The 20,810-nt window shown below is 62.2% G+C and carries 22 protein-coding genes; 11 read left to right on the top strand and 11 right to left on the bottom strand.

What is annotated here, in order from left to right; genetic code table 11:
* Positions 1-22: 22 nt before the first annotated feature.
* The 3 genes from BJI47_RS08955 to BJI47_RS08945 form a co-directional block, all read right to left on the bottom strand.
* The gene (locus BJI47_RS08955; protein WP_176224755.1) at positions 23-886 is read right to left on the bottom strand and encodes a lytic transglycosylase domain-containing protein; all 864 of its coding nucleotides are present in this window, start codon (positions 884-886) and stop codon (positions 23-25) included.
* 138 nt (positions 887-1,024) lie between these two features.
* Entirely contained in the window at positions 1,025-1,594 is a 570-nt protein-coding gene (locus BJI47_RS08950; RefSeq protein ID WP_088943384.1) for a DUF1003 domain-containing protein, read from the bottom strand.
* Entirely contained in the window at positions 1,591-2,865 is a 1,275-nt protein-coding gene (locus tag BJI47_RS08945) for a CBS domain-containing protein (RefSeq protein WP_088943383.1), read from the bottom strand. Before BJI47_RS08945 ends, BJI47_RS08950 begins: the two co-directional genes overlap by 4 nt.
* Positions 2,866-2,924: 59 nt before the next feature.
* On the opposite strand from BJI47_RS08945, the gene BJI47_RS08940 reads away from it, so the two are divergent.
* From BJI47_RS08940 to BJI47_RS08915, 6 genes are all read left to right on the top strand, one after another.
* On the top strand, positions 2,925-3,890 hold the full coding sequence (locus BJI47_RS08940; RefSeq protein WP_088943463.1) for a CoA ester lyase: 966 nt from the start codon (positions 2,925-2,927) through the stop codon (positions 3,888-3,890).
* A gap of 78 nt (positions 3,891-3,968) precedes the next feature.
* Entirely contained in the window at positions 3,969-4,460 is a 492-nt protein-coding gene (locus BJI47_RS08935; RefSeq protein ID WP_088943382.1) for a general stress protein, read from the top strand.
* 184 nt (positions 4,461-4,644) lie between these two features.
* Positions 4,645-5,967: an ABC transporter substrate-binding protein gene (locus tag BJI47_RS08930; RefSeq protein ID WP_088943381.1), complete on the top strand. Its 1,323-nt coding sequence runs from the start codon at positions 4,645-4,647 to the stop codon at positions 5,965-5,967.
* Positions 5,964-6,917 (top strand): carbohydrate ABC transporter permease, encoded by a 954-nt coding sequence (locus BJI47_RS08925; RefSeq protein ID WP_088943380.1) that lies wholly within the window; start codon positions 5,964-5,966, stop codon positions 6,915-6,917. The genes BJI47_RS08930 and BJI47_RS08925 overlap by 4 nt, the downstream gene beginning before the upstream one ends.
* Positions 6,917-7,750 (top strand): carbohydrate ABC transporter permease, encoded by an 834-nt coding sequence (locus BJI47_RS08920; protein ID WP_088943379.1) that lies wholly within the window; start codon positions 6,917-6,919, stop codon positions 7,748-7,750. The genes BJI47_RS08925 and BJI47_RS08920 overlap by 1 nt, the downstream gene beginning before the upstream one ends.
* A 5-nt stretch (positions 7,751-7,755) precedes the next feature.
* On the top strand, positions 7,756-8,925 hold the full coding sequence (locus tag BJI47_RS08915; RefSeq protein ID WP_088943378.1) for an ABC transporter ATP-binding protein: 1,170 nt from the start codon (positions 7,756-7,758) through the stop codon (positions 8,923-8,925).
* A gap of 38 nt (positions 8,926-8,963) precedes the next feature.
* Here BJI47_RS08915 and BJI47_RS08910 read toward each other — a convergent pair whose 3' ends face one another.
* The 3 genes from BJI47_RS08910 to BJI47_RS08900 form a co-directional block, all read right to left on the bottom strand.
* The gene (locus BJI47_RS08910; protein ID WP_088943377.1) at positions 8,964-10,430 is read right to left on the bottom strand and encodes an MFS transporter; all 1,467 of its coding nucleotides are present in this window, start codon (positions 10,428-10,430) and stop codon (positions 8,964-8,966) included.
* Between the two features lie 118 nt (positions 10,431-10,548).
* On the bottom strand, positions 10,549-11,406 hold the full coding sequence (locus BJI47_RS08905; RefSeq protein ID WP_088943376.1) for a chromosome partitioning protein ParB: 858 nt from the start codon (positions 11,404-11,406) through the stop codon (positions 10,549-10,551).
* Positions 11,396-12,109 carry a metallophosphoesterase gene (locus BJI47_RS08900; protein WP_088943462.1) on the bottom strand — a complete coding sequence of 238 codons (714 nt, stop codon included), beginning with the start codon at positions 12,107-12,109 and terminating at the stop codon, positions 11,396-11,398. Before BJI47_RS08900 ends, BJI47_RS08905 begins: the two co-directional genes overlap by 11 nt.
* Before the next feature lie 78 nt (positions 12,110-12,187).
* Here BJI47_RS08900 and BJI47_RS08895 point away from each other — a divergent pair, with 78 nt between their 5' ends.
* Positions 12,188-12,775 carry a suppressor of fused domain protein gene (locus tag BJI47_RS08895; RefSeq protein ID WP_176224754.1) on the top strand — a complete coding sequence of 196 codons (588 nt, stop codon included), beginning with the start codon at positions 12,188-12,190 and terminating at the stop codon, positions 12,773-12,775.
* A 31-nt stretch (positions 12,776-12,806) separates the two neighbouring features.
* Here the strand turns inward: BJI47_RS08895 and BJI47_RS08890 are convergent, their stop codons facing one another.
* Positions 12,807-13,904 (bottom strand): magnesium and cobalt transport protein CorA, encoded by a 1,098-nt coding sequence (locus BJI47_RS08890; protein WP_088943375.1) that lies wholly within the window; start codon positions 13,902-13,904, stop codon positions 12,807-12,809.
* A gap of 92 nt (positions 13,905-13,996) precedes the next feature.
* Here BJI47_RS08890 and BJI47_RS08885 point away from each other — a divergent pair, with 92 nt between their 5' ends.
* From BJI47_RS08885 to BJI47_RS08870, 4 genes are all read left to right on the top strand, one after another.
* Positions 13,997-14,860 carry a PHP domain-containing protein gene (locus BJI47_RS08885; protein ID WP_088943374.1) on the top strand — a complete coding sequence of 288 codons (864 nt, stop codon included), beginning with the start codon at positions 13,997-13,999 and terminating at the stop codon, positions 14,858-14,860.
* Positions 14,857-15,471 (top strand): MarC family protein, encoded by a 615-nt coding sequence (locus tag BJI47_RS08880; protein ID WP_088943373.1) that lies wholly within the window; start codon positions 14,857-14,859, stop codon positions 15,469-15,471. The genes BJI47_RS08885 and BJI47_RS08880 overlap by 4 nt, the downstream gene beginning before the upstream one ends.
* Positions 15,472-15,476: 5 nt before the next feature.
* Entirely contained in the window at positions 15,477-15,737 is a 261-nt protein-coding gene (locus BJI47_RS08875; RefSeq protein ID WP_254900473.1) for a hypothetical protein, read from the top strand.
* A 203-nt stretch (positions 15,738-15,940) separates the two neighbouring features.
* Positions 15,941-17,137: an NADP-dependent malic enzyme gene (locus BJI47_RS08870; protein WP_176224753.1), complete on the top strand. Its 1,197-nt coding sequence runs from the start codon at positions 15,941-15,943 to the stop codon at positions 17,135-17,137.
* A gap of 73 nt (positions 17,138-17,210) precedes the next feature.
* Here the strand turns inward: BJI47_RS08870 and BJI47_RS08865 are convergent, their stop codons facing one another.
* The 4 genes from BJI47_RS08865 to BJI47_RS08850 form a co-directional block, all read right to left on the bottom strand.
* Positions 17,211-17,903, bottom strand: coding sequence for an ABC transporter permease (locus tag BJI47_RS08865; RefSeq protein ID WP_088943371.1), 693 nt, complete (start codon positions 17,901-17,903; stop codon positions 17,211-17,213).
* Positions 17,900-18,598 carry an ABC transporter permease gene (locus tag BJI47_RS08860; protein WP_088943370.1) on the bottom strand — a complete coding sequence of 233 codons (699 nt, stop codon included), beginning with the start codon at positions 18,596-18,598 and terminating at the stop codon, positions 17,900-17,902. The genes BJI47_RS08865 and BJI47_RS08860 overlap by 4 nt, the downstream gene beginning before the upstream one ends.
* On the bottom strand, positions 18,595-19,773 hold the full coding sequence (locus BJI47_RS08855; RefSeq protein WP_088943369.1) for an ABC transporter ATP-binding protein: 1,179 nt from the start codon (positions 19,771-19,773) through the stop codon (positions 18,595-18,597). The genes BJI47_RS08860 and BJI47_RS08855 overlap by 4 nt, the downstream gene beginning before the upstream one ends.
* Before the next feature lie 71 nt (positions 19,774-19,844).
* Positions 19,845-20,792 (bottom strand): ABC transporter substrate-binding protein, encoded by a 948-nt coding sequence (locus BJI47_RS08850; RefSeq protein WP_088943368.1) that lies wholly within the window; start codon positions 20,790-20,792, stop codon positions 19,845-19,847.
* Positions 20,793-20,810 lie beyond the last annotated feature (18 nt).

Below are 20,810 nucleotides of genomic sequence, written 5' to 3'. Positions count from 1 at the left end.
CCATGCTATCGGGGCCCCGACGCTAGTGGATGCGGGGGAGCTCGTCCGAGGTCGGGACGATTCCGGTTGCGTAACCGGTGGACCAGGCGAGCACATTGGCGACGTATGCCATCGAATTGTTGTACCGCAGAATTGCCTTGGTCGTCTGGCCGAGATCACGCAGGTCCAGTCCACCGTCGCAGAGGTACTTGCCGGTGGCGAGAGCTGCGTCGTAGAGGTTCTGGGGGTCGGAGATGCCGTCGCCGTTACCGTCGGCGTGGTAGTGATTCCAGGTCTCCGGCAGGAACTGCATCGGTCCGACAGCGCGATCGAAATGTGGGTCGCCGTCGAGGGCGCCCCCGTCGGTGTCGGCGATGACGTTGTTTCCGGCGAGCGAGCCGTCCAATCGGGGGCCGAGGATCGGTTCGAACAATTCGCCCGCGTCATCTGCTTTGCCGTTGTTCGCATGAGTGGACTCGACGCGGCCGATACCGGCGATGACGGTCCAGCTGATACCGCAGCCCGGCAGCTCGGCGGTCAGGATCTGCTCGGCGTTCTTGTATGCCGACACGTTGACCGTGGGGATGGCGATCGGGCTGGCCATCAGAGACGTGGGTAGCTCGGGCGTCGGCGCAACCGCGGGTTGCGGGGCGGCGGCTACGGCCAGCGCGACCGGTGCCTCGGCTGCGGCGACGGGCTGAGCGTCGGTCTCCGATGCGAGGGGACGTGAAGTCTCGACCACGGGCTCCGACTGCTCGGTCGTCGACTCCGATGCCATGAACGGGAGGTACTCCGCTGCTCCTGCGCTGGAAGCCGCAGTGATGAGACCTGCGGGGACAAGGCCGGTCAGAGCGATCACCGAATTCCGCCGCATAGTGGAGTTCGATGCTCTTCTGTGACGTCCCACGCCTGGTACCTCCTCGTCGCCCCGTTGTTTTCGAGGCTTTCCGTTTGAATTCCGGAGTCGAGGGTACCCGATTCGAGATGATTTCGTTACCGCGCCGTTATAGAGCGTGTCGTGCGAGGTCAAGCCGCCGCCGAAACGTTATTCGATGTGATCCGTGCCGGACCCCCACGTCTCCCCGTCACTTTTCGACGCGGGACGCGAAGCTTTCTTTCTGGACTTCTTCACCGGCGCCGGTGAAACGCCGTTCAACTGTTCGAGAAGTTCCCTGATCTCGTCGAGTTCGCGGCGCAGATAGTCGCGGGTAGCGACCTCGCCGACGGCGATGCGCAGTGACGCGAGTTCGCGGGCGAGGAACTCGGTGTCCGCTTTGGTCTGCTGCGCTCGTGCTCGATCTTCCTCCAGCGACACCCGGTCGCGATCGTCCTGACGGTTCTGTGCGAGCAGGATCAGCGGCGCCGCATACGCAGCCTGTGTGGAGAACGCGAGGTTGAGCAGGATGAACGGGTATGGGTCCCAGCGCAGATTGACCGCAACGACGTTGAGGAAGATCCAGACGATGACGATGGCCGTCTGAATGATGAGGTAGCGCCCGGTGCCGAGGAATCGTGCAGCCTTTTCACCGGATCTGCCCACGTCGACGTCGAGGTGGAAGTTGAACAGCTTGGTCCCGCGTGGGGTGTCCATCCGTTGGCGGGCTGTTTCCTTCATCTGCCGGCCACCTCTTGCTCTCGCCAATCCTCCGGTAACAGGTGATCGAGAAGGTCGTCCACTGTTACCGCGCCTACCAAATGGTCTTCATCGTCGACTACCGGGCCGCAGACCAGGTTGTATGTCGCGAAATACCGCGTGACGGTAGTCAAACTGTCCTCGGTGGACAGTCGGGGGAGGGCACTGTCGAGCACACCACCGATCAAGCTTGCGGGCGGTTCACGCAGCAACTGCTGCAAATGAACGCATCCGAGATACGCCCCCGTCGGCGTCGCGGTCGGCGGCCGAACGACGAAAACCAACGAGGCCAACGCTGGAGTCAGATCCGGATTGCGCGCCCGCGCGAGTGCTTCGGCGACGGTGGTTGACGCCGTCAAGATGACCGGCTGGGGCGTCATCATGCCACCGGCCGTATCGGGAGAGTGCGCGAGCAAACGGCGAACCGGTGCCGAGTCCTCCGGGTCCATCAGTCGCAGCAGTGATTCCGCCTCGGTCTTCGGCAGCTCGCCGAGCAGGTCGGCCGCGTCGTCGGGGTCCATCGCTTCGAGGACGTCCACCCCACGGTCGACGCCCAGATAATGCATCAATTCCACCTGATCGTCATCGGGTAACTCCTGGACGATGTCGGCCAAGCGCTCGTCGTTCAGCGCCATCGCCACTTCCATACGCCTTTTGACGGGGAGTTCGCGCATCGCGTGCGCCACGTCGGCGGCACGTAGGTCCTCGAACTGCATCAGAAGTTGCGCGACGCCCTGACCGGGCAACGACAGCTCGTTCTGCGTCAAACCCTGAACGTGCTGCCAATCGACAACGTGAATCGCGCCGCGACGGGCAAGTCGTTGACGCTGGCGCCGCACTGCGACACGAGCGACGAGCCAATCCCGGGTACGGGTCAGTTCGATCCCGAGATCGACCACGATCGAGTCGACATCGTGCATCTCTTCGAGCTCTGGGTCGTCGACGCGGACCTTGGAATCGAGGATCTGCGCGAAGACCAGAATCTCGTTCGCGCGCTGGGTGAATCGACGCAGACTCACGTTGCCGGTGTTGAGTTGCACGGAGTTCGGCTCGATGCTCGTGACCCGAAGCATCGGCACGAAAATCCTTCGGCGCGTGGAAAGTTCGACGACGACTCCCAGCACGCGCGGTTGGGCGCGTCCGATGCGCATGGTGATGACCAGATCGCGCACACGGCCGATCGACTCACCATCGGGACCGAGAACCACCAGGCCCGCCAGCCTGGCCGCAAATACCTTGCTCAGAGCTGCCATGATGTCAAGGTTAGAGCGTCAACGGATATTTCAGAGAATCAGACAGGGGTGGCGTGAACGTGACTTCGGTGGAGCGAGACCGTCCGCGTCGATCGGTTCTTGCCGTTCCCGGCAGTTCCGCGAAGATGATCGAGAAAGCCAAGACACTGCCCGCGGACGCAATCTTTCTCGACCTCGAGGATGCGGTCGCCGCTATCGCGAAGGTCGAAGCACGCGGACGGATAGTGGAGGCGCTCAACTCCGACGGCTGGGGCGAACAGATCAAGGTGGTCCGCGTCAACGACTGGACGACGCCGTGGACGCACGGTGATGTGATCGAGGTCGTCTCCGGTGCAGGCGGCAACCTGGACGCGATCCTGCTCCCCAAGGTAGAGACCGCCGCGCACGTCCAGGCGCTCGATTTGTTGCTCACGCAGGTGGAAAAGCTTGCGGGTCTGCCGGTGGGCGCCATCGACATCGAGCCACAGATCGAGAGTGCGACAAGCCTGCGCAACATCGACGCGATCGCTACCGCGAGTCCTCGTGTGCGCACCCTCGTCTTCGGGCCTGCAGACCTGATGGCCAGCGTCAACATGCGCACACTCGTCGTCGGCGAACAACCGGAGGGCTACGACACCGGCGACGCCTATCACCACATTCTGATGACCATCCTGTTGGCCGCGCGCACGCACGGGCTACAGGCGATCGACGGACCGTACCTCCAGATTCGCGACCTCGACGCGTTCCGGCGCGCCGCGGGTCGCACCGCGGGCCTCGGTTTCGACGGGAAATGGGTACTGCACCCGACGCAGATCGACGCCGCCAACGAGATATTCAGCCCGCGTCAGTCCGACTTCGACAAGGCCGAGATGATTCTCGACGCCTACGAGTTCCACACCTCCGCCGCAGGCGGCGGCCGTGGTGCTGTCATGTTGGGGGACGAGATGATCGACGAGGCCAGCCGGAAGATGGCGCTTGTCGTCTCGGCGAAGGGGAGAGCCGCAGGCATGACACGGACGACCTCGTTCACGCCGCCTGCGACGTAGTACGCCCGCAAACGCACAGGGCATGGTGAAACACCACAACGGGTATCTGTTGTGTCCGTTCCCAGGCACAATGGATACATGACGAATCCACTCTCGCAGCCCGGCCGCGGTGGCCAAGGCCTTCCGACGCCTCCGTCAGGATGGCCGATCGGCTCCTACCCCACGTATGCCGAGGCCCAGAAGGCTGTCGACTACCTCTCCGATCAGGAGTTCTCCGTTCAGGACGTCACGATCGTCGGCGTCGACCTGATGCAGGTAGAGCGAGTCCTCGGCAGACTCACGTGGGCCAAAGTGATTGGCGGAGGAATTGTTTCGGGTGCATGGCTGGGCGTGTTCCTCGGTCTCGTACTCGGAATCTTCACCAACGGCAACCTTTTCGGTGCTTTGGTCATAGGCATCGTCGGCGGCATCATCTTCGGTCTCATCTCCACCGCCATTCCGTACGCGGCAACGCGCGGGCAACGTGACTTCGCGTCGAGCATGCAGCTCGTCGCCGGTCGCTACGACGTCTTGTGCGAGCCCAAGAGTGCCGAGAAGGCTCGGGACATGCTCGCCAAGCTGTCGATCTGACCCGATAGTCGGCTGTCGGACATTACGGAATAGTCCCAATTTCGCCTCGAGGACTGTGAGTTCGGTTACGTTTCTTTACGCGCAGGGTAGACCAGAGCGACTGCTGCGCGAGTAATCGAAAATACGGAGGCGGAAAGTGCCGAGACAACGTGGTCCGAGGCCGAGAAACGCAACCAGGATAGGGGTGTTGGTCGCAGCTGCACTGGTCGTCACTCCACTGTTGGCGGGATGTGGATCATCGGACAGCAGCACCCCGGTGCTGAGTTTCTATACAGCTGCGGACGGTGCCGAGCAATATGCGGCCGCCGCGCAAGCCTGTTCGGCGGCGTCGGGTGGCCGCTACACCGTGGAGCAGAGAACACTCCCCAAGAGCGCCAACGATCAGCGGCTTCAGCTGGCTCGACGGTTGGCGGGCAACGACAGTTCACTCGACCTGATGACGCTCGACGTCGTCTGGACGGCAGAGTTCGCCGAAGCAGGTTGGGCGCTGCCGGTTCCCGAGGACTTGTCCGCCAAACTGCGTGACGGGTCGACCCTCGACGGTCCCCTGGCAACGGCAGAATGGCAGGACCAGCTGTACGCGGTTCCGCTCAACTCCAATACGCAGCTGCTCTGGTATCGCCCGGACCAGGTTCCAGGCGGCGTGCCCCCGCAAACGTGGGATCAGCTGATCGACGTCGCCGAAGCGAATGCGGCAGAGGGCCAGCCGTCGTACATCGGGGTTCAGGCCAAGCAGTACGAAGGCCTGATGGTGTGGTTCAACAGCCTCCTGGTCAGCGCAGGCGGACAGGTAGTCGGTGACGACGGCACGACTGTCACCCTCAACGACACTCCGGAGCATCGCGCGGCCACCGAAAAAGCACTCGAAATCATGAAACGTGTTGCAACCGCGGACGGTGCGGATCCGTCCATTTCTCAGACCGACGAAGCGACGGCCCGACTCGGACTCGAAGCAGGTAGCTCCGCATTCGAGGTCAACTACCCGTTCGTCCTGCCCGGTCTGAAAGAGAACGCGGTCGCCGGTGCGGTTCCATTTCTCGACCTGTCGAATGTTCCTGCTGATCAACAGGATGCGGCAATCGCCGAGGTTTTCCGAAGCGCTCCGTATCCAGCTGTCAAGGAAAACACCCCAGCCAAGGTCACGATCGGTGGATTCAACATCGGCGTCGCGAACACGACCCAGCACGAGGATCTCGCCTGGGAAGCCGTCGCATGCTTGACGAACGAGGAGAATCAGCGCAACAACGCAGTCAACGGCGGCGTGCCGCCGGTCCTGCGGAATCTGTACCAGGATCCTGAGTTCCAGGCGGTCTACCCAGCGTGGGAAGGCGTCCTCAACTCGATCGAGAACTCTGCGGTCCGGCCCGTTTCCCCGGCATATCAGTCCATTTCGATCCTGCTCACCGATGCGCTGAATCCACCGCAGGGCATCGACCCCGTCGCCGACGTGGACAAGCTCGCCGATCTCGTTTCCAAGGCCGTCAACTCGGAAGGGCTGATCCCATGAGCGCACCGACAACCGAGCCCGAATCCGGGCCCGTCGCGCCGGCCAGGCAGGATGCGCTGAAGCACATATCCGACGGCAAGAAGGCCGAGCGTCGACTCGGGCTCATGCTGGTCGCGCCCGCCGCGATCATCATGGTGGCCGTCACCGGGTATCCGATCGTCTACGCATTTTGGCTCAGCCTGCAGAAGTACAACCTGGCCTTCCCCGACGACCGTGAGTTCGTGGGCTTCTCGAACTACGTCACAGTGCTCTCGGACAGTTACTGGTGGCAGGCGTTCGGTGTCACGGCAGGAATCACGATCGTGTCGGTGATCATCGAGTTCGTCCTCGGGTTGGCTGTGGCACTCGTCATGCACCGCACCATCTTCGGCCGCGGCCTCGTGCGTACCGTGGTCCTGATTCCGTACGGCATCGTGACGGTCGCCGCGGCGTACAGCTGGTACTACGCGTGGACGCCGGGCACCGGGTATCTCGCCAACCTCCTTCCCGACGGCAGTGCACCTCTCACCGAACAGTTCCCGTCGTTGGCGATCATCGTCCTCGCCGAGGTGTGGAAGACCACCCCGTTCATGGCTCTTCTGCTGCTGGCCGGACTCGCACTCGTCCCGGACGATCTGCTCAAGGCTGCCGAGGTCGATGGAGCCGGTGCCTGGACGAGGTTGCTGCGCATCACGATTCCGCTCATGAAGCCGGCGATTCTTGTCGCGGTTCTCTTCCGCACTCTGGATGCGTTCCGCATCTTCGACAACATCTACGTGTTGACCAAGGGCAGCAACGGCACGGGTTCGGTGTCGATTCTCGGTTACGACAACCTGTTCGGCGCTTTCAATCTCGGACTCGGTTCGGCGATCAGCGTTCTCATCTTCTTCTGCGTCGCCATCATCGCGTTCGTGTTCATCAAGCTGTTCGGGGCTTCGGCGCCGGGCTCGGACGACGGAGGCCGTAAATAATGACGACAGTGACGCCTCGTAAGAAGGTCGGCTGGACGGTCGTCAACGTCCTCGTCCTGCTGTACGCGCTCGTTCCGTTGGCCTGGATCATCAGTTTGTCGTTCAAGTCGACGGCCACGATCACCGATGGCGCGTTCATTCCCCGGTCCTTCACATTCGACAACTACAAGGGAATCTTCTCCACCAGTCAGTTCACCTCGGCTCTGATCAACTCGATCGGAATCGGTCTGATCACCACGGTCATCGCCGTCGTGATCGGCACGATGGCGGCCTACGCGGTTGCGCGTTTGGACTTTCCCGGCAAGAAGTTGCTCGTCGGTGTCGCATTGCTCATCGCGATGTTCCCGCAGATCTCGCTCGTCACTCCGTTGTTCGACATCGAGCGGGCTCTCGGCCTTTTCGACACCTGGCTGGGTCTGATCATCCCGTACACCACGTTCGCGTTACCGCTGGCGATCTACACGCTCTCCGCGTTCTTCCGGGAGATTCCTTGGGAGCTGGAGAAAGCGGCGAAGATGGATGGCGCCACTCCAGCACAAGCTTTCCGTAAGGTCATCGCTCCGCTGGCCGCTCCCGGCATCGTGACGGCCGCCATCTTGGTGTTCATTTTCGCCTGGAACGACCTGCTACTGGCTATCTCGTTGACCGCGACGGAGCGGTCCATCACCGCACCTGCTGCGATCGCGCAGTTCACCGGCAGCTCGCAGTTCGAGGAGCCCACCGGGTCGATCGCAGCAGCAGCAGTGGTCATCACCATTCCGATCATCGTTTTCGTGCTCTTTTTCCAACGACGCATCGTGGCGGGCTTGACGTCCGGCGCAGTGAAGGGATAACCGTCATGTCCGAAATTGTTCTCGAAAACATCACCAAGCTCTTCCCGGACGGTGCCGCTGCCGTCAGCGACGTATCCATGACCATCGCGGACGGCGAATTCATCATTCTCGTCGGGCCGTCGGGGTGTGGAAAGTCCACGACGCTCAACATGATCGCGGGCCTCGAGGACATCTCGTCCGGTGAGCTTCGTATCGCGGGGGAGCGCGTCAACGAGAAGGCTCCGAAGGATCGCGATATCGCGATGGTGTTCCAGTCTTACGCGTTGTACCCGCATATGACGGTTCGGCAGAACATCGCGTTCCCGTTGACTCTCGCCAAGCTGAGCAAGAGCGAGATCAACGAGAAGGTGGAGGAGGCTGCGAAGATTCTCGATCTGACCCAGCACCTCGATCGGCGGCCGGCGAATCTCTCCGGCGGCCAGCGTCAACGAGTTGCCATGGGACGCGCCATCGTTCGCACTCCCAAGGCATTTCTCATGGATGAGCCGTTGTCGAACCTCGACGCCAAGCTGCGTGTGCAGACGCGCGCGGAAATCTCCAGGCTGCAGAAGCGTCTGGGCACCACCACGGTGTACGTGACGCACGATCAGACCGAGGCTATGACGCTCGGCGATCGGGTCGTGGTGTTGCGTGGTGGACGCGTGCAGCAGATCGGCTCACCGCAGGAGCTCTACGACAAGCCCAAGAACCTGTTCGTGGGCGGTTTCATCGGATCTCCTTCGATGAACTTCGTCCCGGGACAGCTCACCGCGAACGGTGTGTCCACCGACCTCGGTGACATCGAGCTTCCACTGGACCGAATGGACTCGATCAAGTCGAAGAATCCGGGGCGTGAAGTTGTCGTCGGCATTCGCCCCGAACATTTCGAGGATGCTGCACTCATCGACGGGTACCAGAAGATCAGCGGCGCGGTATTCACCGCGAAAGTCGACGTTCTCGAGTCGATGGGCAGTGACAAGTACGTGTACTTCACTCTCGCGGGGGCTCAGGTCGAGTCCGCCGAACTACAGGAATTGGCGGCCGATGCGGGCATCGGCAATCTCGGTGGTGCGCAGGTCGTTGCACGGTTGGCAGCAGAGTCCAAGGCAGCCGCGGGTGGTGAGATCGAGTTGTGGTTCGATCCGGCCAAGGTGTCCGTGTTCGACCATGCATCGGGTGCAAACCTGACCCTGTAAGCGGTCCGGCGCGCAGGTATGCGGAAATCGATGGCCCGCTATCGGTTTCCGTGTGCTTGCGCGACCTCGCTGTCGGGTGCAACCTCGGTGACGATTGCGGGTATTGGTGGTTCCACTCGTATTGCCGTTGCAGCCAAGGCCACGATGGTACAAGCGATCGCTCCGGCGACGAATGCAAACGTGTACACCATTTCGCGTGGAATCGAAGTTCCTGCAATGGTGTAGGTGGCCAGCATGGTGGTGAGAAGTGCACTCGCAATGGACGTTCCGACGGTTCGGACGATCGAGTTGACGCTGTTCGCGACGCCGGTGTCGGATGCGGAGACCTCGGCCATGAGCAAGTTCGGTATCGCCGCGAAGGCGAGGCTGACGAAGACACTGACGATCGACGTCGCGAGAACGACCTGCCAGGTGACGGTGTGGAAGAAGACGAAGGACACGAAGCCGACGACTCCGATTCCACCGCTCGTGATCAGTATCGGTCGTGCACCGAAGCGTCGGATGAATATCCCGCTGCAGGTTGCGGCAATCACGCCGACGACAGCTCCGGGCAGCAGGTACACGACGCTGGCCCCGAGCACGGTTGCGCTGAAGCCGTAGCCGGCGAGTTCACGAGATGTCTGCACGAAGTACGAGCAGGCGAGGAAGTTGACGAACATTCCGATACCGACGAAGAGTGTTGCGATATTCGTCGCCAGCAGCGGTCCGTGCGTGAGCAGGCGCGGTGCTACAAGGGGAGCTGCGGTCTTGTTCTCGAATATCCACCACAGGGCGAGCGTGATGGCTCCGATGATCGAGCATGTAAGGGTGGCGACCGAGCCCCACCCCCATTCCCTGCCCTGCGTCAACGCGAGGAACAACAGGACCAGCGCGATTGCCAGGAGGACTGCGCCCCACCAGTCCACCGAACCGCGGCCAGTGCGGGCGCGCGCTGGAACGGCGAACCACGCGATCACGAGAGCTCCGAGGACGAACACCGCGGTCAGCCAGAAGACACGGTGATAATCGGCACCGTCCGCCGTCAGCAAACCCGTCAGAACGAGCCCGAACCCACCACCGACGCCGAGGGTGCCCGAAAGAATGGCCATCGAGCCGACCAGTTTTCTGTCCGGCATCTCGTCGCGAAGGATCGCCAGGGCGATCGGAAACAGCGCGTACGACACACCTTGAAGCACTCGTCCGAAGATCAGTAGTGCGAGGGAGTGAGTGCTCGCCGCGATGAGGGAACCTGCGAGCACGAGCAGCAGAACGCCGATGAGCACGGGGCGTTTGCCGTGCAAGTCCGCCAACCTGCCGATGACCGGGGTTGCGACGACGGCGGCGAGGAGATTGGCGGTGAGCACCCATCCGGCGGCGGTAGGGCTGACGTGAAGCTGCATCCCTATCGTTCCGACGATCGGGATGACCATCGTCTGCAGGACGGCGACCGTCATCACCACGAAGCACAGACCCGGCAGCAGTAGAACTCCTGGTCGTAGATCTTCCGTGCGAACCGCGGATGACATGCGGAAGAACCCCGTTACATTTTCGATGGAGCAAAAGACATCAAAAAAACTTGATGTGTGCACCTAAATGCTTATCAGAGATTCGGTGAGGGCGGAAGGCGCGACTACGACGCGGTGCTCACGAACGTTGTGTGACTCGGGCGCGTTCGCGGAGTTCGGAGACGATCTCGTCGTTCCAAATATGTTCGCGGACCAGGCGATACCGTTCGCGGATCATCCACAGATACGCCTCGGCATCCGTCTTGCCTTCCAGGATGTCGGCGGCGCGCACCATCCTGACGACCGGGAGAAACTCTTCGCCGAACCAGCGTCGGGCAACGGTTGGGCGATCGACGAACTCGGATAACTCCTGGATCAGCCGGAAACCCCAAGCTTCGACGCACTCGCTCAATTCTGCGTACTCGAACGGATCGGTGACCTGCACGGCGTCGCGGGCCTTGCCGACCAAGGGCACGCGGGTGAGGAAGATGCGTCGGTGATCCTTGATGAGTAGATCGCCGCGTCTGGTGATGCCCTCGGGGGAGATGCGCGTGATGATCTCGGTGACCAGAGCGTCGATCGTGGTTCGGTGCATGGCGAAAGCGATGGACACCCGATGGTGGCCGTCGAGTACGAAATGCATCGAGCCGATGCGATACACCTGGATCGGCGGCATGGACTCACCGCGTCGCTGGGCGGCAGCGAGGCGCTGCCACCGTTCCCGAATCCGTGCCGAGGTCGGTCGGAAGAATCGATCGAAGTCGCGTGTTCGGTCGACGCTTCCGACGATGGAGTCGACCCGGATGACCTGCAAGCCGAGTTGGCGCTCACCCACCTTGCCGAGGGCGGCGACGACCTCGTCGAACGGCAGAATGGTGTTGACGTCGTCGGGCTGTCGACGTAGCCACCCGACCAATCGTGCAATGTCGGCGCGTCGGCGCTGCCGCGTGAAGTCGTTCTCCGCATCGGCGGTGGGAAAGCCGGTGTCACGTGCCATGTCGTCGCCTCACGATCGTGGGTACGTTCTCAGCTGCTCGGCCACCCGGTTCGATCTCGAGCAAGGTGTATCCGACCGTGTTCAGGACGGTGGTTCCGTGCAACTCGAAGTCTTCCGGTGTCTGCCCGTGGGGGTGGATGTGACCGTGCAGAAGCACCTGGGGTTGCAGCGAACGGACCACGTCGTCCAGACACTCGAATCCGACGTGCGCGGGATCGGTGTCGTCGCCGACTCCGAACGGCGGGCTGTGCGTCAGGAGCACGTCCACACCGCGCAGGTCGCCGCGCACCGTTCGTTTCCACGACTCGGTGCGGGTGAGGGACCTGGCTCGGCGACGCTGTTGACGTTGAGTCCACTGGTTCGGGCCATCGTTGTAGCGAATCGATCCACCGAGGCCCGCGATGCGCAACCCCGCCGCCGACACGATCGTGCGGTCGGCGTTCACGGCACCTATCGGTCCTGGCCAGGTGCTCGGCAGACCCGCACGCATCCATCCGACCCGCCCGGCCGAATATCCCGTCAAGTCTGCGTCGTGATTTCCGGGAACGAACACGCACGGCACATTCAAAGCATCCGTCAGATATTCCAAATACTCGAAGGGCAGGTCGCCGGCCCCGAGAACGAGGTCGACATCGAGCGAGCGCACCTGTGTACTCCACAGGGTCTCGATAGTTTCGTCGGAGACGGCTAGGACGGAGACCACGTGCCCGACGCTACCGACATCCACCTTTCGTGATGCACCGAACGCGCTGTTCGGACCGCGGTGGTGTTGGATGGCACTGTGAGCGACAGCGTCATTTCCTCGGTCCGCGCACACCTCGTCGCGCAGATAGGGGACAAGGATCCCCGCCCCTACTCCGTTACCTTTCTCGGTCTCGAATCGTTGGAAGTGCTGACATTTCTGCCCCGGCAGGATGCGTTCGCCAGATTCGCGACTCTGGGCTGTTCTCGGTACCCCATGTCCGATCCCAGTGAGATGATCGCCGACGCGACCCGCGGTCCTCGAGCCGAACTCATTCTCATCACGAGAGTCTTCGACGGTATCGACACCTCCTTCCTGCAGAACATCGCCAAGTTGGCGGCGTCGCCGTCAGTGGAAGGGGTGGTTCTACGCCCTGATCTTCTGCTCGATATCGGCGAACCGTTGTGGAAGGGCGCGCCCTTCACTGCGGTGTTGCTCGGAGACAGTGAGATCGACGATCTGGAGCTGCCGGAGCCTGCAGATCCGGTGAAATTTCTGCAGTTGGTTCCGATCACCAGTACCGAGGCGGCATGGGTACGACTGCGTGGCGCCGAAGCGCTTCGGGACGCATGGAAAGAAGCAGGTATCGACGTTCGTGACCCTGCCCGGTCGGCTGTGACCCTCTAGTCACACCGAGTTCGACGCGCCTTGCCGGCGGTCAGAGCCAGTTGTTGCGCCGAAACGTCGCGAACAAGCTGATGCATACGACCGCTACTACTCCGATGACGCCGTAGTAGCCGTATTTCCAATGCAGTTCCGGGATGTTGTCGAAGTTCATGCCGTAGATGCCTGCCACCATTGTCGGCACCGCGGCGATGGCCACCCACGCCGAGATCTTGCGCATGTCCATGTTCTGCTGCATCGTCACTCGCGCCAACGCAGCATCGACCAGCGAACTCAGTACTTCGTCGAACTCGGCCACCCGCTCCGCAACCAGCGTGTGGTGATCGGCGACATCGCGCAGATACCGGCGTATCGCCTTCGGAACAGGAGTGTCCACACCCTGCACCAACTGGCTCAACGGCGTCGACAGTGGCGTAACCGAGCGTCGCAACTCGACGACCTCGCGCTTGAGTAGATAGATGTTCTCGATCGGAACGTGATCATCGGGGGAGAACACTTCCTCCTCCATCACGTCGACGTCACGTTCGATCGAAGACGTCACCGCCAGATACTCGTCGACGACGTGATCGGCGACGGCATGCAGAACTGCGGTCGGCCCGAGCACGAGGTGCTCCGGATTCTGCTCCAGTCGATGACGCACGCCGGAGAGCCCGGAATGTTCGCCGTGCCGGACGGTCACCACGAAGTCCCGGCCGAGGAATACCATGATCTCCCCGCTCTCGACCAGCTCGTTGGCCGTCGTCGCCGATTCGTGCTCGACGTAGCTCACCGTTCGGAGGACGAGAAACGAAACGTCGTCGTACCGTTCGAGTTTGGGGCGCTGGTGGGCGTGAACGGCGTCCTCTGCCATCAACTCGTGCAGGCCGTAACACTCGGCGACACTGTTCATCTGGCCTTCGTCCGGGGCATGAAGGCCGACCCAGACGAATCCGTCGCCTCGTCTGCGGACCTCTGCGATGGCAGCGGAGTGAGTGAATCTACCCGCCAGCCGGACGCCGTCGACGTACACGGCGCAGTCGACGATGGCGCGGGCGGTCGGCACCGGGACTTTCGGCACGCGAGCCGCCGACCGAGTAGAGGGCCGCAGCGAGTGCAGGGACGGCAGCGAAGGCCGTGGTGGTAGAGATGGCATGGCTGCACTCCTTCGTCGAGGGCGGGTTCTTCGAGTGCGATTGTTCTGGGCGGCAAGCGACGCGCAATCGTACGCCTGAGAGACTTTCCCTCGTGCACATCGATCTTCACACTCATTCTTCCGCGTCCGACGGCACCGATACGCCGGCGGAGTTGGTTCGCGCGGCGAACGCGGCAGGTCTCGATGTCGTTGCGCTGACCGATCACGACACTACGGCCGGTTGGGACGAGGCGCTGAAGGCGGCACCTGCCGGTCTGACCGTGGTGCGGGGAATGGAGATGTCCTGCACCGGTCGAGGCGAGGACGGAAATCCGGTCCCGGTGCACCTGCTGGCGTACTTGTTCGATCCCGAGAACGAAGCCTTCGCGCTCGAACGTGCGCGATTGCGCGAAGAACGCAGCACGAGGATCGGACGCATGGCCGAGCTACTGGCCGTCGACTATCCCAGCATCGACCCGGAGGACATTCTGGCCGGGACCGGCCCATCGGCCGGACGGCCACACCTCGCACGTGCACTCGTCGACGCGGGTGCCGTCCCGAGCGTGCAGGCAGCATTCGACGGCCCCTTGCGTACCGGGAGCCAGTACTACGTCGCCAAGGTCGATACCCCGCTCGATCGGGCCGTAGAGATGATCGCCGCAGCGGGAGGAGTCAGTGTGATCGCGCACGCACGCGCCAGGACCCGGGGAAGACTGCTCGATCTCGCACAGATCCGTGAACTCGTCTCGCTCGAGCCCGGAGGTGCTGGGGGACTCGGGGGTATCGAGGTCGATCATGCCGATCACAACGCCGAGGATGCTCGGATACTCCGCGAGCTCGCCGGCGAGCTCGACCTGATCATCACAGGCTCGTCCGACTATCACGGTCGAAACAAAGAACTGAAGCTCGGTCAGCACACGACACACGTGGACGACTACGAGCGGTTGGTATCGCAGGCATCTGGACTGTCTGTATGAGCTTCGATACCACCCTCTACCTGACGGTCCTGATCACGCTGTTCGTCATCATGGACCCACCGGGCGCCATTCCTGTCTTCCTGTCCCTGGTCGGACGCAAAAGCAAAGAAGAGCGAAATCGTGCCGCCTGGCAAGCTCCCGCGGTCTCACTGACGGTCATCACCGTCTTCGCCATCGGTGGTCAGGCCATTCTCGGCTACTTGCACATCGGAATACCGGCGCTTCAGGGCGCGGGTGGTTTGCTGCTTCTCCTCATCGCACTGTCACTGCTCACCGGAAAAAGTGCAGGTGGTGGAACCGAGGCCGAGGAAGTCAACGTCGCGCTCGTCCCCCTCGGCACCCCGCTGATGGCGGGGCCGGGTGCGATCGCAGCCGTGATCGTCTATGTCAGCCAAGCAGACGGGCGGGTCGGGTCCATCGCAGCCGTCGCGCTTGCCATCATCACCATTCACATACTGTTCTTCGCAGTACTCAGATTCTCGACGGTATTGATACGAATCCTGGGTGTCGGTGGCATCACCTTGCTTGCTCGCATCGCAGGCCTATTGCTGGCTGCAATTGCCGTCCAGCTCATCGCGGACTCCGTCCGTGGCTTCATCACAGGAGGTTGACGGGTGTGCTTAGAACGTTGAGTGGGGCCGTCGCAGCAGGGCTCGTGGTCATGGCCATCCTTGTCGCAGGCGCCCAATACCTCGGAAATCAGCGTGCATTTCCCGGGCCGGGCACAGTCTCGGTAGTGGCCCACATCGCGGCAGCAGTCGCCGCCATCCTCGCGCAGCACTTCGCCGATCACCGTCGTCGAGGCTCCTCGGCTCTCGCATCGACCGTCGTATTCGTCATCGCCGGTGTGTTGCTCTGGACTCAGTGGTGGAGTTGACCTCACGTGTCGGTGGCGATACCCGACATGTTGCCAACCCGCGGACCGCAGTGGCACACTGAGTTCTGCAGTTTTCGGCGCCACCGCGCCATACCGACTGTGTAGATCGGTACTCCCGTAGATGCAGCCCTACGATGGCGCGCTCGGTGACACCTCCCTCGAATTGCTGAACGGTATCGAAACCGGATTCCATAGGAGCTAACGTGACCACCGTGACCGAACCGACCAGCAACACAGCAAACCTGTCCGCTATCACCGACGAGGAGATATTCCTCGGCCACGTCGGTGGAAAGCTGTCCGTGGAACTGACCTCCCCACTCGAGACTCAGCGTGACCTTTCCATCGCGTACACCCCCGGGGTAGCTCAGGTGAGTCGCGTTATCGCGCAAGACGCCGCGCTTGCCAAGAAGTACACCTGGACCGACCGCCTCGTGGCTGTCATCTCCGACGGTTCGGCTGTACTCGGGCTCGGCGACATCGGCCCCCGCGCATCGCTTCCGGTCATGGAAGGCAAAGCGGCACTGTTCAAGAAATTCGCCGGCCTGAACTCCATCCCGATCGTCCTCGACACCCACGACGTCGACGAGATCGTCGACACCATCGTTCGTCTGCGTCACAGCTTCGGTGCCGTCAATCTCGAAGACATCTCGGCCCCACGTTGCTTCGAAATCGAGAGGCGCGTAATCGAAGCTCTCGACTGCCCGGTGATGCACGACGACCAGCACGGCACCGCCATCGTCGTTCTCGCTGCCCTCAACGGCGCAGCGAAGTTCCAGGGGCGTAGCACTGCCGGGTTGAAGGTCGTCATCTCCGGCGCCGGTGCGGCAGGCGTCGCGTGCGCCAACATTCTTTTGGCGGCAGGTACTCCGGATGTCGTCGTGCTCGATTCCAAGGGAATCGTCTCGGCCGATCGCACCGACTTGAACGCGGTGAAAACAGACCTGGCCTCGCGGACCAATCCTCGCGGGCTGTCGGGAAGCGCCGCCGATGCGCTCGCCGGAGCCGACGTGTTCCTCGGAGTCTCCGCAGGACAGATCGAAGAGACCTGCATCGCATCGATGGCGCCGGAGTCGATCGTATTCGCCCTCTCCAACCCGGATCCCGAGATTCACCCTGAGCGAGCGAGCCTCTACGCCGCGATCGTCGCGACAGGCCGCAGTGACTTCCCGAATCAGATCAACAATGTGCTCGCCTTCCCCGGTGTGTTCAAAGGCGCACTCGACGCCGGTGCACGCCGCATCACCGAAGGCATGAAACTCGCCGCTGCCGAGGCAATCCTCTCGGTTCTCGGCGACGAGCTGGCTGCGGACAAAATCGTGCCGAGCCCGCTCGACCCTCGCGTAGCCCCGGCCGTTGCGGACGCAGTTGCGGCAGCAGCGCGAGCCGAGGGTGTCGCGTAGGACCGAATAGAAGAAGTACCCCGGACCCAGCCTCAACCAGGCATGGTGCGGGGTGCTTTTTCGTTCTTCCCGACTAGACCTCGGCCACACGCGAAGGCATGCGCTTCAGACGACCTGTACCCGGAACCGAAGCCCAGACGGCAAGGGCCAGCAAGCCGTCCACGATCAGGGTCAGCAGCGCCACCAGGATTGCGCCGACAAGCACCCGCCCGTAGTCGTAGAGTGCGAGACCATCGAAAATGTAGCGACCGAGCCCGCCGAGGTTGACGTAGGCCGCGACGGTCGCGGTGGCAATGATCTGGAGCGTGGTGTTCCTGAGGCCACCGATCATCAGCGGCAGCGCGTTGGGGATTTCGACGCGGAAGAGCACTTGCAGCTCGGTCATGCCCATAGCTCTGGCGGCGTCCACCACATCAGCGTCGACGTTCGCAATTCCGGAATACGTCCCGGCAAGGAGGGGCGGAATACCGAGGAGAACCAGTGCGATGACCGGGGGCACCAGCCCCAACCCGATGACGAGAACAAGAAATACCAGAATGCCGAGTGTCGGTAGGGATCGGAGCGCATTGACGAGTCCGACTACGAGGGCTTCACCTCTCCGGAGGTGTCCGATCAGCAGGCCGATGGGTATCGCGATGGCCGCCGAGATCACCACGGCGAGCAGGCTGTACCAGATGTGCTCGATGATACGGGCGCCGATTCCGGTGGGCCCGGCCCAGTTTCCGGCGTCGAAGATGTAGGAAAAGGCCTCCGAGAACAAGTTCATGCCGACCCCTCCTCCGAGACTGTGGCTCTCTGCGAAACGGTGGCCTTCTTCTTCGAGGCCGAGCTGAGTCGAGTCCACGGTGTGAGCCAACGACCGATTAGATACAACACCGCATCGAATACGAGCGCCAGGAAGACGATGGAGATGATGCCGGCCACTATCTGGTCCGGGTAGTCACGCTGGTAGCCCTGGGTGAACAGTTGGCCGAGGCCGCCGATGCCGATCACCGAGCCGACCGACACCAGCGAAATGTTCGTTACAGCCACGACCCTGACGTTCGCGATCAGCACCGGAAGCGACAGCGGCAACTCGACGGACACTGCGCGCCGAATCGGCGAGTAACCCATGGCCTCGGCAGAATCGACGACCGCGAACGGCACCGAGTCCAATGCTTCGGGAACGGCCCGAATCAGAAGCGCAGTCGAGTACACCGCCAGCGCGATGACGACGTTGAGCGGATCGAGAATGGGAAGACCCACGATCGCCGGAATGGTGACGAACAGTGCCAGTGAGGGGATGGTGAAGGCAATACTGGCCAGCGTCAGCGTCGTTCGCCGCACCCATCGTGTGTTCCGGATGAGCGTGCCGACTGGTATCGCGATGACCAGTCCGATGAGCAACGGAACAAGCGAAAGGTAGAGGTGTGTCTTGGCAAGGCCGATAACGACGTCGAAGTTGTCGACCAGCCACTTCACAGCTTGTCGTCCTCGCTGTGACGCCACGAACTGCTGTGTTGCCCTGAACTGAAGTGGTGCCGGTTCCGTTCTTCGTCCTCGGACTTACGTTGCACAGCAAGGTTTTCGAGGATCTCTGCGGCGTCGACGCTGCCGACGGCTGCTCCGGTGTCGTCGACCGCGACACCAATTCCCGACGGCGACGAGATGGCCGAGTCGAGTGCTTGGCGCAGATCCCCACCTTGGGTGAACAGTGATCCGCCCGCCGCGGTGCTGTCCTCCAGCGCCCGACCGTCGCGAACCTTCTCGACCCCGGTGACATCGATCCAACCGAGCGGACGACGTGCCGAGTCCACGACGAGAACCCACTGGCCCTGGTTCAGGCGCAGGGACTTCACTTCGCTCTCGGTTGCAGTGTCGATCGAGTGCACGGTGACCGACTGAGCCGACCTGAACGACAGTCCACGGTAGCCACGATCGCGACCGACGAAAGAAGCCACGAAGGAGGTGGCCGGTGCCGACAGGATGGTCTCCGGTTTGTCGTACTGCTGCAGTCTCCCATGGGGTCCGAAAACGGCAATGTGGTCCCCGAGTCGGACTGCTTCGTCGATGTCGTGAGTGACGAACACGATGGTCTTCTTCAAGTCCGCTTGTAGACGGAGCATTTCGGTTTGCAGGTCCTCTCGAACCACCGGATCGACCGCACTGAAAGGCTCGTCCATCAACAGGATCGGCGGATCCGCGGCCAGTGCGCGGGCGACGCCGACTCGTTGCTGCTGGCCACCGGACAACTGTGCCGGGTAGCGAGAGGCAAAAGCTGGGTCGAGGCCTACTCTCTCGAGAACGTCCAGCGCAGCTTTACGCGCTGCGCGCCTCGTGGCGCCACGCAACACCGGCACGGTTGCGACGTTGTCTACAACCGTGCGGTGTGGCAACAGGCCTGCGCTCTGAATGACATAACCGATGCCGCGCCGCAGTTTCACGGCGTCGGCGTCGGCGATGTTCTTGCCATCGACCGTGATCACTCCCGAAGTCGGCGTGATCATGCGATTGATCATCCGCATCGAAGTGGTCTTACCGCAGCCCGACGGCCCGACGAAGACGGTGAAGGACTGGGGTTCGATCACCAGGTCGAGCGAATCGACGGCGGTGGTGCCGTCCGGATATGTTTTGTTCACACTGTCGAAAGTGATCACTACTGGGGTGCCTCTCGTCGGTGCACCGGCAAACCGTCGGTGAAATGCGTTGCGTCGATAGACCCGCGCAATCAGCTGATCGGCTTGTCCAGACCCTTCTGCACTACCCAGGCCTTAGCCGCTGCCGCCGGTTCGACTTTGGCGTCACCGGAAACAGAGGTGTTGAGGGCGATCAATTCTTCGGTAGTGATCTGCGCAGACACCGCGTCGAGGACCTTGGTGAGCTTGTCCGACTGCTTTGCAGTGTTGAGGACCGGGATGATGTTCTGTGCAGCGAAGTTGTTCTCCGGGTCCTCGAGCACTACGAGGTCGTTCTGCGCGATTGCGGGCGAAGTGGTGAAGATGTCGGCAGCAGTGACCTTGCCGGAGACCAGCGCTTCGACGGTCGCTGGGCCGCCCCCGTCGGAGATCGGAACGTAGTTTCCTGCCGCGATGTCGAGGCCGTATTTCGAACTCAACCCCGGCAGCCCACCGACGCGTTCCTGGAACTCGGGCGTGCCCGCGAAGGTGACGTCCGCGGAGAAGGGCGCTAGATCGCCGATCGTGGTCAGCTTGCGTTCTGTGGCCGTCGAGCGGGTGACGACGACGGCATCCTTGTCCTCACCGGGCGCCTGTGCCGTCACTGCCAAGTCCGGACCGAGTGCCTCCGGCAGGGCTGCCAGAACGTCCTCGGACGAAGTTGCCGTTGCCGACTCGTCCAAATACTGCAGGAGGTTGCCTGTGTAATCGGGGACCAGATCGATCGACCCGTCCTTCACTGCAGGTATGTAGGCCTCACGGCTGCCGATATTGAATTTGGTACCCACCTCGAAGCCATTGGCGCGCAGCGCTTCTGCATAAATATTCGCTACAGTCTCGGACTCCGGGAAGTTGGCCGAGCCCACCACGATGGAGTTGGTGTCCCCATTGCTCTCCCCGCCGCCACTGGAAAGTGGGTCGTCGTTGTTGCCGCATGCTGTCAGCGCGAGTGCCGAAATTGACAAAGCAGCGAGGACGCGGGTGGTTCGGGTGATGTTCATTGCGGTCCTTCCATCGGT

It is taken from the genome of Rhodococcus sp. 1168 (assembly GCF_002091955.1).
Classification (GTDB): domain Bacteria; phylum Actinomycetota; class Actinomycetes; order Mycobacteriales; family Mycobacteriaceae; genus Rhodococcoides.
The sequence above is the reverse complement of the archived record's forward strand: the minus strand, read 5'-3'. Positions and strand labels throughout refer to the sequence as shown.